Source organism: Pseudoalteromonas sp. PB2-1, assembly GCF_045040605.1.
Lineage (GTDB): Bacteria > Pseudomonadota > Gammaproteobacteria > Enterobacterales > Alteromonadaceae > Pseudoalteromonas > Pseudoalteromonas arabiensis.
Genome location: NZ_CP090668.1, coordinates 730,907 through 747,474 on the forward strand (window position 1 = coordinate 730,907; position 16,568 = coordinate 747,474).

13 protein-coding genes are annotated in these 16,568 nt (G+C 41.8%); 6 read left to right on the plus strand and 7 right to left on the minus strand.

The annotated features are described in order from the left end of the window. Positions 1–29: 29 nt before the first annotated feature. Positions 30–647, plus strand: a complete 618-nt coding sequence (locus L0Z67_RS20205; protein WP_130152010.1) for an HAD family hydrolase — start codon at positions 30–32, stop codon at positions 645–647. 249 nt (positions 648–896) lie between these two features. Continuing rightward, on the plus strand, positions 897–1,622 hold the full coding sequence (locus tag L0Z67_RS20210) for a YebC/PmpR family DNA-binding transcriptional regulator (RefSeq protein ID WP_054553380.1): 726 nt from the start codon (positions 897–899) through the stop codon (positions 1,620–1,622). A 331-nt stretch (positions 1,623–1,953) separates the two neighbouring features. Here L0Z67_RS20210 and L0Z67_RS20215 read toward each other — a convergent pair whose 3' ends face one another. Further along, positions 1,954–4,128: a malate synthase G gene (locus tag L0Z67_RS20215; protein WP_237115521.1), complete on the minus strand. Its 2,175-nt coding sequence runs from the start codon at positions 4,126–4,128 to the stop codon at positions 1,954–1,956. Between the two features lie 230 nt (positions 4,129–4,358). On the opposite strand from L0Z67_RS20215, the gene L0Z67_RS20220 reads away from it, so the two are divergent. Beyond that, positions 4,359–5,960, plus strand: coding sequence for an isocitrate lyase (locus tag L0Z67_RS20220; RefSeq protein ID WP_237115520.1), 1,602 nt, complete (start codon positions 4,359–4,361; stop codon positions 5,958–5,960). 766 nt (positions 5,961–6,726) lie between these two features. Here L0Z67_RS20220 and L0Z67_RS20225 read toward each other — a convergent pair. Further along, positions 6,727–8,754, minus strand: coding sequence for a S9 family peptidase (locus L0Z67_RS20225; protein ID WP_237115519.1), 2,028 nt, complete (start codon positions 8,752–8,754; stop codon positions 6,727–6,729). 160 nt (positions 8,755–8,914) lie between these two features. On the opposite strand from L0Z67_RS20225, the gene L0Z67_RS20230 reads away from it, so the two are divergent. The 3 genes from L0Z67_RS20230 (at position 8,915) to L0Z67_RS20240 (ending at position 11,165) form a co-directional block, all read left to right on the plus strand. Continuing rightward, positions 8,915–9,292, plus strand: coding sequence for a VOC family protein (locus tag L0Z67_RS20230; RefSeq protein WP_062567816.1), 378 nt, complete (start codon positions 8,915–8,917; stop codon positions 9,290–9,292). Positions 9,293–9,700: 408 nt separating this feature from the next. Next, complete coding sequence (locus L0Z67_RS20235) at positions 9,701–9,964, plus strand: hypothetical protein (protein WP_062567815.1); 264 nt, start codon at positions 9,701–9,703, stop codon at positions 9,962–9,964. A gap of 220 nt (positions 9,965–10,184) precedes the next feature. Then, entirely contained in the window at positions 10,185–11,165 is a 981-nt protein-coding gene (locus tag L0Z67_RS20240; protein WP_237115518.1) for a WD40 repeat domain-containing protein, read from the plus strand. 66 nt (positions 11,166–11,231) lie between these two features. Here the strand turns inward: L0Z67_RS20240 and L0Z67_RS20245 are convergent, their stop codons facing one another. From L0Z67_RS20245 to L0Z67_RS20265, 5 genes are all read right to left on the minus strand, one after another. Beyond that, positions 11,232–12,089 carry an aminotransferase class IV gene (locus L0Z67_RS20245; protein WP_062567813.1) on the minus strand — a complete coding sequence of 286 codons (858 nt, stop codon included), beginning with the start codon at positions 12,087–12,089 and terminating at the stop codon, positions 11,232–11,234. Between the two features lie 2 nt (positions 12,090–12,091). Continuing rightward, the gene (locus tag L0Z67_RS20250; RefSeq protein WP_392353426.1) at positions 12,092–12,952 is read right to left on the minus strand and encodes a glutamate cyclase domain-containing protein; all 861 of its coding nucleotides are present in this window, start codon (positions 12,950–12,952) and stop codon (positions 12,092–12,094) included. Then, positions 12,940–13,668 carry a 5-oxoprolinase subunit PxpA gene (locus L0Z67_RS20255; protein WP_062568164.1) on the minus strand — a complete coding sequence of 243 codons (729 nt, stop codon included), beginning with the start codon at positions 13,666–13,668 and terminating at the stop codon, positions 12,940–12,942. The genes L0Z67_RS20250 and L0Z67_RS20255 overlap by 13 nt, the downstream gene beginning before the upstream one ends. Positions 13,669–13,674: 6 nt before the next feature. After that, on the minus strand, positions 13,675–14,427 hold the full coding sequence (locus L0Z67_RS20260; RefSeq protein WP_392353855.1) for a putative hydro-lyase: 753 nt from the start codon (positions 14,425–14,427) through the stop codon (positions 13,675–13,677). 94 nt (positions 14,428–14,521) lie between these two features. Then, positions 14,522–16,330, minus strand: coding sequence for a glycoside hydrolase family 3 protein (locus tag L0Z67_RS20265; RefSeq protein ID WP_237115517.1), 1,809 nt, complete (start codon positions 16,328–16,330; stop codon positions 14,522–14,524). Positions 16,331–16,568: the final 238 nt, after the last annotated feature.

The window sequence follows — 16,568 nt, forward strand, 5'->3', positions numbered from 1 at the left end:
TTTCCCAATCGCCATATACAAGGATTTATATGAGTATTTATGATAACAATATTCGTGGTGTGATTTTTGACTTAGACGGCACTTTGGTATCGTCAGAGCTGGATTTCTCACTGATCAAAGCACAAGTGGGTTGTCCTCTTGAGGAGGATTTGTTGGCGTATATTGCCACGCTTCCCTCGCCTTACATGCGCGAAGAGGCGATGAATATTGTCCATCAACATGAGCTTATTGATGCGCAGCACGCACATTTATTGCCTGGTGTGGCTGATGCGATTACCAAGCTAAAAGAAAGTAATATTCCAATGGCCATTGTGACTCGTAATTACGACCGTGCAGCTGCCATTAAGCTAAAAAATAATCCTCTGCCGATAGAAACGGTTTTGACTCGCTCAGATGCGCCAGCCAAGCCTGACCCAAGTGCTTTAAATGCCATTGCCACACTCTGGGAACTTGACCAGTCAGAGTTACTTTATGTTGGTGATTATTTATTTGACATACAAGCAGCCCACAACGCTAACATGCGAGCTTGTTTATACGCACCACATGAAATTCCTGAATATGCAAATCAAGCAGACTATGTACTGCATCATTTTTCAGAACTGCCAATTTTGGTTGATTCATTCCAAGAAAGTAAGGTGTTATGTTAAATAGCCTTGTTTTTTATTTTTCCTGATATTAATTGTTAGCTTTTTATTTTTTTAAGTTCCCTAGGGACGATTTGATCTTTGCTCGTTTTTTACTTTACCTAATCGGTTATACATCCCAAGGTGTTAATAAAATCGTCCCTAGAGTGAACAAATTTTAATCCTGAAGGTTAACACGCCCTAGTACTAGCCCAAGCGGTCATGACTTGTTAAAATATCGGCAATTATCAAATGTATTCATAGAGGCATAAGATGGGCAGAGCATTTGAAGTCCGCAAAAACGCCATGGCTAAAACAGCCAATGCAAAAACAAAAGTAAATTCTAAGTACGGTAAAGAAATCTACGTTGTTGCTAAAAATGGCGAACCAGATCCAGAAGTTAACCAAGCGCTAAAACGTATTATTGAGCGTGCAAAAAAAGATCAAGTTCCAGCACATGTAATCGATAATGCAATCAAAAAGGCAGCCGGTGGGGCAGGGGAAGACTACTCTCCAGCACGTTACGAAGGCTACGGCCCAGGTAACTGTATGGTTATTGTTGACTGTTTAACTGATAACCCTAACCGTACTATTAAAGATGTACGTTTACCGTTTACAAAAACAGATTCAAAAATTGGCACACCCGGTTGCGTAGCGCATATGTTCGATCACTTAGCTGTTTTAGGCTTTGAAGGTGATGACGACGAAGTCGTACTTGAAGCGCTAATGATGGCTGATGTAGACGTAACTGATGTAGAAGTAGAAGACGGCAAAGTGTCAGTATTCGCTCCTCACACTGAGTACTACAAAGCAAAAACAGCACTTGAAGAAGCATTTGAGGGTATTAACTTTGAAGTAGACGAGATTACGTTTGTTCCACAAGTTCATACAGACATCACTGATCCAGATGACATAGCAAACTTTGAAAAGTTTATTTCTATGCTTGATGACTGTGATGACGTTCAAAACGTTTATCACAATGCGATTGTCAAAAACTAATTTTAAAAAGGGGCATTTGATAACAAATGCCCTTTTTTAATAGATTTTTATTATGCTATGAATGGTGAGTATTCACTGTCGTTATGAGTTTATACCAATACGCTTAATTTAGTGGTCTATTTTGAGGCAATAAAACCTCGTTGATAACAAGGCAAAAATTTCGTTATTTAGTTGTTCTAAATCAGAAATTTTTAACGCAGGTAGCGACAGGTTTAATCCCTCAAAATAATTAAGTATTATTGCGGATTGGTATCAATTGATATTAGTTAAAAAAAAGCAGCCAAAGGCTGCTAGGAACGACACATCAAACTCAAAGGGAGTTAAATTGTGCTTAATTTAATGACTTATGTTTTATACGGAACGCATGCAGTAATGGTTCAGTATAGCCACTAGGTTGTTTAACTCCTTCTAATACAAGGGCTAGCGCTGCTTGATAAGCAATACTTTGTGCTAAGGTTTCGGCTGAATCAGCCATATTCTTGTAGGCCGGATCCCCTTCATTTTGACCATCGACAACCTTTGCCATTCGCGCCATGGTTTTTCTAATTTGCTCTTCAGAACAAACACCATGATACAGCCAGTTGGCCATGTGCTGGCTTGAAATACGCAGTGTGGCACGATCTTCCATTAAACCGACATGGTTGATGTCAGGTACTTTTGAGCAACCAATACCTTGGTCAATCCAACGCACAACATAGCCTAAAATACCCTGTGCATTGTTATCAAGTTCGGCTTGAATATCTTCCTTGCTTAAGCTGCTGGCATCTTTCATAAGCGGTGGAGTGAGTAAGCTAGTAAGGCTTGCTTCTTTGCGGTCCATCAGCGCTTTTTGACAAGCAAATACATCAATATCGTGATAATGCATTGCATGTAGCGTTGCAGCAGTAGGAGAGGGCACCCACGCGGTATTTGCACCACTTTTCGGGTGACCACTTTTTTGTTCCATCATTAACGCCATTTTATCTGGCATTGGCCACATACCTTTACCAATTTGTGCTTTGCCACTGAGTCCTGTAGCAAGACCAATATCTACGTTGCGGTCTTCGTATGCGCTGATCCAAGGCTCAAGTTTGATAGCGCCTTTTGGTAGTACAACACCTGCTTGCATTGAAGTATGAATTTCGTCACCGGTACGGTCTAAGAAGCCTGTGTTAATGAATACAACACGCTTTTTAGCCTCGAAAATACACGCTTTTAAGTTAGCTGAAGTGCGGCGCTCTTCATCCATAATCCCCATTTTAATGGTGTTTTCAGGTAAGCTTAATAGCTGCTCAACGCGGGTAAATAGGGTATTGGTGAAGGCCACTTCTTCTGGGCCATGCATTTTTGGTTTAACAATATTAATGCTATTGGCCGTTGAATTTTTAAGGCTGCTTGTACCTTTTAAGTCATGAAGTGCTGCGGTGCTGGTGATAATGGCATCCATAATACCTTCAAACACGTCATTGCCTTCACTATCTTGGATAGCTGGATTTGTCATTAAGTGGCCAACGTTACGCACAAACATCATGCTACGGCCTTTTAGCGTCAGTGTTTCACCATTCACACCTTGATATTGGCGGTCCTGTGCTAAACGACGCTCAATGGTTTTACCGCCTTTGTTAAATGCTTCTACTAGGTTACCTTGCATTAAACCAAGCCAGTTTTGATAGACGTTTACTTTGTCTTGTGCATCAACAGCAGCAACGGAATCTTCACAGTCCATAATCGTTGTGAGGGCTGCTTCAAGTAGCACATCTTTAAGGCCTGCTTTATCTGCTTGACCTATTGGATGATGATGGTCGATTTGCAGTTCGATATGTAAGCCATTATTTTTCAGTAAGATAGCGCTCGGATTTTGCGCTTCACCTTGGTAACCAATTAGTTGTTCAGGATTAGCTAAACGAACCTGGCTGCTGTCACGTAATGTGATTAAAAGTTCATTGTTAACCACTGAATAGCTGGTACTTTCGATATGCGAGCCATTTGCTAAAGGCAATGCTTTATCTAGGAACTGGCGGGCATAAGCCATGACTTTAAAGCCACGTACAGGGTTGTATGTAGCGCCTTTCTCAGCGCCGTCATCTTCACTTAATACATCAGTGCCGTATAGCGCATCATACAGTGAGCCCCAGCGGGCATTCGCTGCGTTTAAGGCAAATCGTGCATTGCTCACTGGCACAACGAGCTGCGGCCCCGCAGTGCTTGCGATTTCAGGCTCAACTTGCTCTGTTTCTATGCTGAAGCTAGCTGGCTCAGGAACGAGATAGCCAATGTCTTTTAGGAATGCTTGATAGTTAGCTGCATCCCATACCGGTTGTTGCTTGTGATAGTCATCAATCTTTGCTTGCAGTTGTTCGCGTTTTTCTAAAAGCGCACGATTGATTGGCGTTAACTCAGTGACGATATCAGCAAAACCTTGCCAAAAAGTGTCTGTGCTAATACCTGTTCCTGGTAAAAGTTGCTGTTCAACAAACTGTGCTAGTTGTTGATCAACGCTTAAACCGTTAAGTGAGAGAGTGGTCATAGTAATGTCCTTTAAACGAGCTTAATGTGATCATTCATGGCCTAACCATATCGTAAAAAAAGCTAATAAGCAGGTTATTTACCATTCACTAAAAATATAGTGGCAATAACAACTATAAATTTACTAAATCCAAAAAATCCGCCTAATGTTGGATTAAGCGCTACGAAGCGAACGCCAAGTAGCCACTCTCACTAACAAAAAATAGATAACCCGTTCGAAGGATTTTTATTATGACAACATATCAACGCGAAACAGATAACCTAGCTACTTTATGTCAAACACAAGGCAAAACGTGGCAGTCAATCAACCCAGAATACGCAAGCCGTATGCGCTTACAAAACCGTTTTCGTACGGGTTTAGACATTGCTCAATACACTGCAGACATCATGCGTGCAGACATGGCAGCCTACGATGCTGACCACAGCCAATACACACAATCATTAGGTTGTTGGCATGGTTTCACTGCACAACAAATGATGATGGCAATTAAACGTCATAACAAAACAACTAAACGCAGCTATGTATACCTAAGCGGCTGGATGGTTGCGGCACTTCGTTCTGAGTTCGGTCCATTACCTGACCAAAGTATGCATGAAAAAACGTCTGTTCCAGCGCTAATCGAAGAAATCTACACTTTCTTAAAGCAAGCAGATGCACGTGAACTTGACCACCTTTACAAAGACCTAGATGCAGCGAAAGCAAACGGCGGTGATGTTCAAGCCGTACTAAATAAAATCGATAACTTCGAGAGTCATGTTGTGCCAATTATTGCTGATATTGATGCGGGTTTCGGTAACGAAGAAGCCACTTACCTACTTGCTAAAAAGATGATTGAAGCAGGCGCATGTGCTATCCAAATCGAGAACCAAGTATCTGACGCAAAACAATGTGGTCACCAAGCGGGTAAAGTAACTGTACCGCATGAGGATTTCCTAGCAAAAATTAACGCAGTTCGTTACGCATTCTTAGAGCTTGGTATTGATAACGGCATTATCGTTGCGCGTACTGATTCATTAGGTGCAAGCCTTACTCAAAAAGTGCCTGTATCTAAAACACCAGGTGACCTTGCGAGCCAATACACGTCGTTCCTTGAAACAACACCAGTAAACAGTGTTGATGACTTAAACGAAGGCGACACAGCAATGAAGCTCAACGGTCAGCTTTGCAAGCCAACACGTTTAGATAATGGTTTATATCAGTTCCGTGAAGGCACAGAGAAAGACCGTGTAGTGCTAGACTGTGTTACTAGCTTACAGTCTGGCGCAGACTTACTGTGGATTGAAACAGAAAAACCAAATGTTAAACAAATCGCTGAGCTTGTGAATCGCGTTAAAGAGCAAGTACCCAATGCTAAGTTGGTATATAACAACTCACCGTCGTTCAACTGGACACTTAAATTCCGTGAGCAAGTATACGCTGAGTGGCAAGAACAAGGTAAAGACTTATCAGCTTACCCAAGCATCGATGATAATAAAGCATTAATGGCACCAGAAATGGATGACACAGAGCTTGCAGCGGCAGCAGACGTACTTGTACAAAACTTCCAAAAAGATGGTGCACGTGAAGCGGGTATCTTCCACCACCTAATCACGTTACCAACTTACCATACAGCGGCGCTAAGTACTGATATTCTATCAGAAGGCTATTTCGGCGACCTAGGTATGCTGGCGTATGTTCGTGACGTACAACGTCAAGAAATTCGTCGTGAGCAAGCATCAGTGAAACATCAAGACCTAGCAGGTTCTAACATTGGTGATACTCATAAAGAGTACTTCTCTGGTGAAAATGCGCTTAAAGCCGGTGGTGAAGCAAATACTATGAATCAGTTCTAACCAAGTAATGATGTAACACCTTTATAGCTATTCAATAATGTTGTTAGGGGCCTTCGGGCCCTTTTTCATTTTTAGAGTGCGGGCTTAGATATTTGGATCAGAGTTTAACTAAGTTTTGGATCAGCCATTTACTAGCTTTGTAAAAATACAGATCACGCATTTACCAGCCTCAGAATTTTAGATCAGGATTTAACTAGCTTCGTCTTATAAGCAGAAAATATGCACTCATTGACTAAAAACCACCTTTAGAATGGCTAAAATTAGGTCATATAAACGGCAATTTAGGACTGTTTTGTAGAATATTACGATTTACAAACCGATTTTTTATTAACTCACCTAAGCCATAAACCGATTTTTTACCAACTCAACATCCTTACAAACCAAAATTTTACTAACTGAAGCTAGGTTTTTAGCGGCACAAACCGATTTTTTACTAACTCAAGTTACTGATTTTGGCTATAAACCGATTTTTTACTAACTGCTTTTTATTCAATGTCCGATATTTACTAGAAATATGTAAGGAGTTACTCACATTTAAACTGTAAAGGGGGTTTACAGAGAGGGAGCTAGCAAGGGGAAAGTAAGAAAGAGTAAAGTTAGCAAGTAGCAGCGGGTTTGCCCCGCGTTATGGTTTTATTAAATGATGTTTCGGATTAGGCGCGATATAAAATCGCGCCTAATACAATGTGAGATAAGTTAAACGAAACTGCGTCACGAAATCCGTTCACCTTGCGCAAATGAAACGTTCTCGCTTCGCTCGATGTCGTTAATCATTTCCACTGTTTTTATCAAACCACCATTGAATATAGGCTACTTTGGTCATCAGGTTTGATGGGCGAGCAGTAATACCATGCGAGGCATTAGGAATACGCACCATAGCCGTATCAACACCTTGTAGCTTTAACGCTTGGTAAAATTGCTCAGTTTCAGAAATCGGCGTGCGATAGTCTGATTCACCAGTTAACAGCATAGTTGGTGTTTTTACATTGCCCACATAGCTAATTGGTGAGCGCTTCATATAATGCTCAATGTTGTCCCATGGTTTACCTGGGAACCAATAATCAGCAAAGAAAGGATAGAAGTCAGCAGTTAGTACAAAGCTGATCCAATTGATGACTGGTTTAGCAACAACAGCTGCTGCAAAGCGGTCTGTATGACCCACAATCCATGCTGTTAATACACCGCCACCTGAGCCGCCGGTAACAAACAGTTTACTCTCATCAATAAAGCCCTTATTGATGACAGCATCAACACCTGTCATCAAATCATCAAAGTCATTACTTGGGTAGTTATGATGAATTGTTTGCGCAAATTCTTTACCGTACGAGTCACTGCCGCGCGGATTCATATAAAGTACAACATTACCTTTGGCTGCGTATAATTGCACTTCAGGGCTAAAGTGAGGGCCGTAGTTTGCAACAGGGCCACCGTGGATCTCTAAAACAAGAGGGTACTTCTTGTTTTTATCAAAACCCGGTGGGTATGCAATCCAACCCTGAACGGCTAAGCCGTCATGGCTTGATTTAACCCAAATTTCTTCAACTTTGGCAAGTTCTTTGTCGCCCAGTGCATCTTCGTTTAATTGCGTTAAACGAGCCGTTTTACCGCGCTTAATTAATGCTACATCAGCTGGGCGTTGTGTATCAGCGAGTGTGAATGCAACTTCACCATCTTCGCTCACGTCAAAGTCACCACCTGAATAGGGACGGCCAAAGGCGACACTACCAATCTCTGAGGTAATCACTTTATGTTTACCACTACGCGGTTGGTAAGCTAGGTGTGTTTTACCTTCGCTATCGTAACTAAAATAAAGGCCTTGGCCGCTATCATCCCATTTAATGCTTTCGACACTGCGATCTAAATCAGCAGTGAGTACCGAGCTTTTACCTGATTTTAAATCAAGTAAATAAATATCGTTATTTTCATAGTTAGTCTTTTTGTCATCATAGCCAGTGTAAGCGAGATAACGACCATTTGGAGAGACTTTAGGACTTGAATCAGGGCCTTTACGGTCTGTTATTTGGCTGATTGAACGATCCGCTAAGCTAAGTTTATAGATTTCAGATTCAGTTGGGTGTAACTCGTTGTTTTCATATCGATTAGCTGAAAAATAAAACGCATCACCCTGTTCATTAAAGCTAATAGCACCGCCGTGATCAAAATCACCTGAGCTTAATTGGCGGGCATTGCCGCCCGTTGCACTCATGATGAAAAAGTGACGATAACCTTTTTCAGAGTAGCCACCGCCATCGGCGCGATAATAGGTATCATCAATATAGGTAGCTGGCTCCGCCCATTTTGCGCCCTCAGGTTTACCTGGTAAAGACACTGGGCTTGCTGATTTAGCTGGCACAAACTGGCTGAACACCAATTGTTTGCCATCTGGCGTCCAAGTTAATCCGCTAGGGCTTTGCGTTAGGTTACTGATTTTCGCTACATTACCGGTTTTTAACCATTTTACATAGATTTGGCTGCTACCATCACGAGTCGAGATAAATGCTAGGCGAGTTTCATCCGGCGACAGTACTGGTGAGTAATCCATATGTACACCAGACGTAAGCGGTAGCATGGTTTTGCCATCTGGGTTTACTGACCAAATATTGCTAACTTTACGGTCGCTTTTGATATCCATTCGGTTACGCACAAAATAAATTGTGTCGCCATTTTTTGTCATTTCTATTTGGTTGGCGTATTCAAGATCAAAAACATTTTCAAGCTCAAAGGTATTGCTAGCTTCGGCGTGGCCGTAAAAGCTAGCTGCTGCAAGCAGCGCTAAAGACGTTTTAAACTTCATTTTATTTCCTTGTTAGTGAGCGGTGTTTAACCTGTTATCCTGTTATAAAGTAACAACCACCCGAAATACAGTCCATTGCGATGAATGGAGAAATCAATAGACAGATGGTCATTTCCCTTTTATGTTGAGTACAGACACTTTTAAACGTAAGGAACACACAATGATAGGTTACATCATGTTAGGCACTAACAACCTAGCTAAAGCAGTAAAGTATTACGATGAATTATTCGCCACCCTAAACGCCGAGCGCTTTTTAGAAACTGACCGCTTTGTCGCATGGAACACTGGGCAAGATAAACCTGGTTTTGCTATAACCAAACCTTATAATGATGAAAAAGCGACCGTAGGTAACGGCACCATGATTGCGTTGGCAGTCGAAACCCCAGCCCAAGTAGATGCTTTTTATAAAAAAGCCATAGAGCTTGGCGGCACAGACGAAGGTGCACCCGGCCCACGTGAAATGCCTGGCTTCTATGCGGGATACTTCAGAGACCTAGACGGTAACAAACTTAATGTGTTTTGTTTTACCCATGGGTGAGGGAAGTTAGCAAGTGCTGCACCTGCTACACCTCGTAATATGTGGTAGTCTCGCGCGAAATAAATTTCACACCTACATGAATTCTATTAATTTACTCAAGTGGTGAATTGGGAGATTCTTGTTCGAAGCTAAAGCATCTCCTAACTCGCATCTGACTTTAAACCCTTGCTTCTCAAATCTAGCATCTTGCCCTTCCTATTTCTTTTCTCGAACCATGCCTCATCATAAATACGTAACATTCCAAAGTTGTATTTGTTTTCAAAAAAACTGCCTTTTTCACTATTTTTTGGCGAAAATATTAACCTTGCTTTTGTGTGAGTTACTCATTGTTTTGATTTATATAAAGTTATATTGTTGGTTCATTAATTGCTTTTTTTATTTTTACAACTCTTTTAAAGGAAATAAAAAATGAAAAATACCTTAACGCTTACCCTTCTTGCTGTACTGCTTTTGGTTTTGTACTCTCAATTTTCAGAATTAGCTTATAAATTTGGCTTTGCTGAGCTTAAACTTAATGCAGTATTGGAAAACAGTGAACATATGAAAGTAAAGTGTGATGCATACTCGTTTGGCTTTTTTGATGAAATAAAACTTCAGAATAAATTTCAAAAATGTATTAACGATTATGAAGCCCAAGGCTACGAAATTGTTAGCAGAACAGACAAGCAGTAGCTTATTGCTGGCGTCATGCTTGCGTGGCGCGTCTGCAACATCGCACGATATCTATGCAGTCCCGCGCGAAATAATTTCGCGCCTACATGCATCCCTCAAAGAAAGCATTATCAGTGAATAGAAAGTCTTACTAGGCTCTTAAGCACACCTACCAACTTCTCCCTATTTTCATTAAACTACAGCTATAAAAAATAACTATAAAAATAAGCGAGTTAGAATAATGTCGAAACTGTTTAAGTCACTTTCATGTGTTGTTACATTAGCGTTGGTTGGATGTGGCACAAATGAGGTGTTTACAGCATCTGCTAGCAATGAGTTTGCTCATGGCGATGAGCTATTAAGTGCCACTGCGCTAACCGAAGATGCGAGTCACGCTTTAGTGGCAACTCAATCTAAAGTGTGTATTTGGGATAATCAGTTAAAAGCGCGTTTATACGATTGTATAACAGGGCAGGGCGCTGAGCATGTCGAGCTTGTGGGTTTTAGTGCTAACAAATCTCATTTTTTTATTTCAAATCGGTTATCGGTGACTTTATACGATACTCGCACGGGGCGTAGTATCGGCACTTGGCTCACCGGGCAGGAAATCGCCAGAGACATCGCTATATCAGCCTCTGGTGATACCTTGGTTATTGCTTATCGTAGCGGCAAGGCTGAGGTGATAAATACCCGAACAGGTGATACTAAGCGTTTTGATATTCATCGTTTAGATATTAATAGCGTGGCGCTATCGGCTGATGGTCAGTGGGCGTTTACTGGCTCCAGCGACAAGTACGTTAAGCTTTGGTCAACGAGTGATGGCAGCATTCGCTTTGAAGAGCGTTTAGCGACCAGAGTGAATCACGTTACTTTAAATAAATCAGCAAGCTTGGCTTTTGCAATTGATTCGGTTGATGATCGTGTATTCTTTGATTTGGTCAATAAAAAAGAGCTATCAGAAGTGGACTCATACGCTAACTTTATTGAGTTCACCGCATCGCAATTTATCAACCAAGACAAATGGCTATTAACCGGCTCGCCAAAAATGAAGATGCGTTTATACCGCGTTGCTGATGGTGAATTAATCGCTGAATACGAAGCTAAACAGCAGCGTCAGCGCACGTCAGTACTGAGTGTGGCGTACGATGGTACGCAGTTATATTCACAAACCAGTGACGGTCTATTGCAGGCTTGGCCGTTTGAGATGAAAAGCAACAAATAGCAGCAAAAAGCAGATAAAACAAAAACGCCTACTTTAAGTAGGCGTTTTTTAGATTTCTAATTTTAACTAGTAATCAAACTTATGTTTAGTAAACAAGCTTTGCACTTGTTGCCAAACAGCACCAGGCTTACCATCACCAACTAACTTGCCATTTACTTTTACGACAGGGCCAACTTCTTTAGTGGCGCTGGTGATCCATACTTCGTCGGCATCAAGTAACTCATCTTTACTAATAATACGTTCTTGCACTTTGAAGTCACTGTAGCTGTGTAGAATATTGAGGATTAACCAGCGGGTGATCCCAGGTAAAATTTGATTATCGAGTGGTGGCGTGCTTATCACACCCTCTTTTACAATAAACACATTGCTTGAACTGGCTTCGGTAATTTCTTCCAAGCGGTTAAATAGAATCGTTTCTTTGTTACCTGCTACGGCACCATGTTGGTAATGAATAACGTTACCAAGTAGTGCAGTTGATTTAATATGGCAACGTTGCCAGCGGCGATCTTGCTCAAGTGATACGGTATATGCTGTCGCATTATCGATGTCACTAACAGGTTCTGCTGGAATTTCGAAAGCAAATGCAAATACCGTTGGGGTAATGTTAGTTGGGTAGCCATGGGCGCGTTTAGTGTCGGCACCACGGCTCACGTGTAAATAAATCCCTAAGTTGTCACCTTGGTTTTTCTCGCATAAGTCGTTACAGATTTTTCGCCACGTATCGGCATTGTAATCGAGCTTAATTTCAAGCTCGTTTAAACCGTTATTCATACGCTCAATATGTGCGCCAAAGCCTAGCATTTTACCGTTATAAGATGGGATCACTTCATAGATGCCATCGCCAAATAAAAAGCCGCGATCCATTGGTGAAATCTTTGCTTCATCAGCGCTAAGGTAGTCACCGTTTAGGTATACCGTGCCCATTGTTAAACCTCATTCTGTGTAATAAAGCCGCCAAGTTGGCGAAGCCGAGTTATTAATTGTTGACCATGCATAGCATGCAAGCCATCTTCGGTGAGCTCATTTTTATGGGTGACGCCATCAACACTACCGCGCTCACTTAGGTAATGTAGAATGTCTAGAGGCTCAATAGCTGCCAATAAGTCTGTGTTGTGCCAGCGGCTTAAGAATCCAATGAGACCATAAGCGGCCCAATTAGACACATCTGCCAACAACAACTCATCACAGGGTGTTAAACAGGGTGTGATGCTAAGATCTTGCATATGTTGTGCAAGGTTACCCATGCCTATTTCATTACCGCCATCACCAATTGCAATAGTGGGGCAACGTGCTTCTGTCACAAAAAAATCAAAGCAGCCACAATGTTCAGAAATATCAATGCCGCGCATATTGTAATAACGTTGATGCTGATTAAGCCCTGGGCGCTCTATTGATAAAACACAATCAGGCTTTAACTGCTCAAGGGCTTTAATGCTAAAAGTGCGCGCATTATCAATATTGTTAATTGGCAGCTCAAAACAGTTAAAGTCTTTTTTTAGGATACTGTAAAGGGGGTTGCCAGTGACCAAAATTGGCTGTTTACCGAGCTTTTCAAGTACTTTGTAAAGTGCTATAGCGCCAACAGGACCGTCAGTTTCAAAGGTGTTATTAACCGCAAAGCCTGTACCAATCAGAATAGTATGTTGCGCGTTGTGAAGTGACTGTGCGGCTCGTAAATAAGTGCCCTTGGTTTGCTTGGCATATAAAGACTGCATACCTCGTGGATTTAGTTGGACCATCATGCTTTCTATTTTTAGACTGAGTGCTTCATCACTTAGACTTGGCATAATGCGTTGATCTCTTGAATCAGGGCAATGCCTGCATCATTATCGCCGTGAACACAAAGGCTGTCGGCATGGAGTGTGAGCTGCTGGCCACTTTGAGTGGTAACAGTACCATGTTCAATTAATTGTTTTACTTGCTTCAAAAGAGCGGGCTTTTCTAAAACACTCCCCGCAAGAGCGCGTGAGACCAGCTTTCCTTCATCGGTATATTGGCGATCGGCAAACGCTTCTAAAATGAGTTCGATACCTAATTCAGTTGCTAGCGCTTTGTGTTTGGCTGCTTGATTGGTGGCTAAAATCATTAACTTTAGTGGTTTAGGATAACGAGCAACTGCTTGCATAACGATATTTAACGTATGTTCTTCGCGCATCATATCGTTATAAAGGGCACCATGTGGTTTAACGTATTCCAGTGTTAAGCCATGCACAGCAGCCATACCATCAATTGCAGCAATTTGATAATGAAGGCAGTTAGTGAGTTCTTTTTCACTCATTGCCATCGAGCGACGACCAAAACCTTGTTTATCTGGATAGCTTGGGTGTGCGCCTATAGTGACCTTGTGCTTCTTTGCAAGAGAGAGGGTGCTTGCCATTACATCGGCATCACCCGCATGAAAGCCACAAGCGATATTGGCCATATCAATATGTGGCATCACTTGTTCGTCTAGGCCCATTTTCCACATACCAAAGCTTTCGCCTAAGTCGCAGTTTAGTTTCATCGTCATTTAAAAAGCTGCCATTTTACTATTAGGAATATCGGTTACCAGCATATGCCCTGGGCTATGGGTAATACAAAAATCAGGTGCAGCATTGGCAATCGCAACTTGTGGAGTAACACCACAGGCCCAAAATACCGGCACTTCGCCTTCTTTAATGGTCACTGCATCGCCAAACTCAGGTTTGTTGATGTCTTTAATGCCGATTGCTGCAGGGTCGCCAAAATGCACTGGCGCACCATGTACGCTTGGAAAACGGCTGCAAATTTGGATTGCACGAATAGCATCAGCGGGTTTCATTGGGCGCATGCTAACAACCATATTAGCATGGAAAATCCCCGCACGCTGACACGCTATAGTGGTCACATACATAGGCACATTTTTTTGCTCGCTGATATTTCTAATTTCAAGGCCAGCGGCAATCAATGCTTCTTCAAATGAAAATGAGCAACCAATTAAGAAAGTAACCAAATCGTCGCGCCAATGGTTGCTGATATCAGTCACTTCTTCAATCATTTGTCCGTTTTTAAAAACACGATAACGCGGCAAATCACTACGAATATCAATGTCTTCGCCAACAGTTGGCATATCGGTAACGCCTGGTAAACGGCTGGTTGCTATAATCGGGCATGATTTAGGATTGGCTTGGCTAAACTGCAAAAAGTCAAACGCGTATTGTTTAGGTAAAATCACTAAGTTTGCTTGTACAAACCCAGATGCAAACCCAGACGTATTACCACTGTAGTCACCCGCGCGTACCATTTTACGGATAGCTGCTGGGGTGGTTAATGATGCATCTTTTTGCAAGTGCCTCTCCTTGAAAATTAAAACCTAGCTGAGGCTATTACAATAACACTCAGTTTAGATCATTTATAGTAACGGGTAACTGTCCTTTTGCAGGGGCTTTTCCTAGTAATACTTTTGCCAGTGCAGTGAAAGCAGGGCCAGCAATCTTTTCATTAGTGTCTACATCGATATTGTAAGCATAAGTGGCAAGTACTGCATCGCCAAATTGTCCAAATTGAGCAATATCGTAAGGGGCACGCAAGCTTACAAATACGGTCTTTTTATGAGCTAACCTCGCTTGTTTGAGCAATGATTCTAATGCGGCTGATTGATCAGCCTTAGCAATCGCAAACTCTGGATTATCGGCTAAATCATCCATCCCGCCCACTTCAACAGCACTTTGTTTTGGTGACGCATTTGCAGCAATAATGATATCGGCTTCGTTAATTTCTTTTAATGTTGCAAGCTTTTCATAGCCTTGCAAACTGGTGCAACTAAAGCTGATTAACTTATTGGTGTTATCAACTAACGCCTGCTGTAAGGCATAACATTTGCGTGTATCTGGCATAATAATATGCACTTTACTACCCGACTTAATGCTAAGCGGCAGGGTATTATTTTCGTTTTTAACTTCGGTAATCGCAGCCAATGCTAACTCTGCTTCTACTTTTCTATGGCTTTGATCGCCAAGTAACAGCTGCGCTTTTTTGGTGGCTGCTTCGTCATCAAGTGAAGAGCTGAGTTTAAATTTCTCTTTAAGTTTTAAAATACGCGTTGCAGAAGCACTCATTTCGTCGGCATTTAAAGTGCCGTGCTGTACTTCTTGCTCTAATCGCTCAATAAGGGCTTCAAGTACAGCTAAGTCTTTTGGGCTTCTGATTTCGATTGGCATAAGGGCAATATCAACACCCGCTGCAAAGGTATTTACTACCGCTTCAATTGGTTCAAAGAAGTGACTGATCCCCGCCATATCCAATGCATCAGTGATTACAACACCTTGATAACCGAGTTCATCACGCAGTAAGTCGGTGATGATTTTGCGCGACATCGTCGCAGGTTTGATCATGGTTTTGCCTTCTTTACTGACAAACGTACTGTCATCGAGGGCTGGGTATTGGATATGTGCCGTCATGATCATACCCGGTTGTTGGTTTTTAATAATTTCTTTAAAAGGAGGTAGGTCTTGCTGCCAAATAGTTTCTTTATCATGCATTACTTTTGGCAGGCCAGTGTGGCTATCTACGTTGGTATCGCCATGCCCTGGAAAGTGCTTTAGTGATGAAATAACGCCGTTGTTCTCGAACCCTGCGACTTGTGCAGCACCTAGTTTTGCAACCAATTGCGGGTCTTCACCGTAAGAGCGCACGTTAATAACTGGATTGTCTGGATTCATGTTTACATCGACCGTCGGTGCATAGTTAACATTCACACCCAGTGCCAATAGCTCGTCGGCGATAATACGTGCAGACTCTGTCGCGAAGTATGTACCATGTTCTTTATAGGTTGCACCAATCGACATGTTACCGGTAAACGACGTGCCTACATCACGCGGAATACGGGCGACTCGACCACCTTCTTGGTCTATTGAAATAAACAGCGGTAAGCCTAACTCAGACTTGGCAGCGGCTTTTTGTAGATCATTATTAAGTTTGATCACCTGCGGCACGGTATCGATATTTTCTGCAAATAAAATCACCCCACCAATGTTATGCTTAGTGATGATATTCGCTAAATCGGCCGGCAGCTCTGTCACCGGTGTACGGCATTTTTGCTCACCTGGGTCTTGTTTACAGTAATAGCGCAGGTCAAGCATGAGCTTTTGCCCTAACTGTTGTTTTAAAGTTAATGCAGACTCAGCAAATGATGATTGTAATGGCATGAAACATCCTAATCCGATAACCAGTGACGATAGTGCAAACTTATTTAACACAGCAAGCTCCAAAGCAAAACGCTTATTTAGTTTTTAGAATAAATTATTCTTGATATTAATGGGTTTTTAAATATAAATACAGTATTTTTTTGCTACCCTAGCGGTTTTTCTGTCCGACTGCAAAAAGCTAAGTTAGATCACCAAATTGGGCTAATAGGCTTAAATAACCAACCCTTTATACCGATAA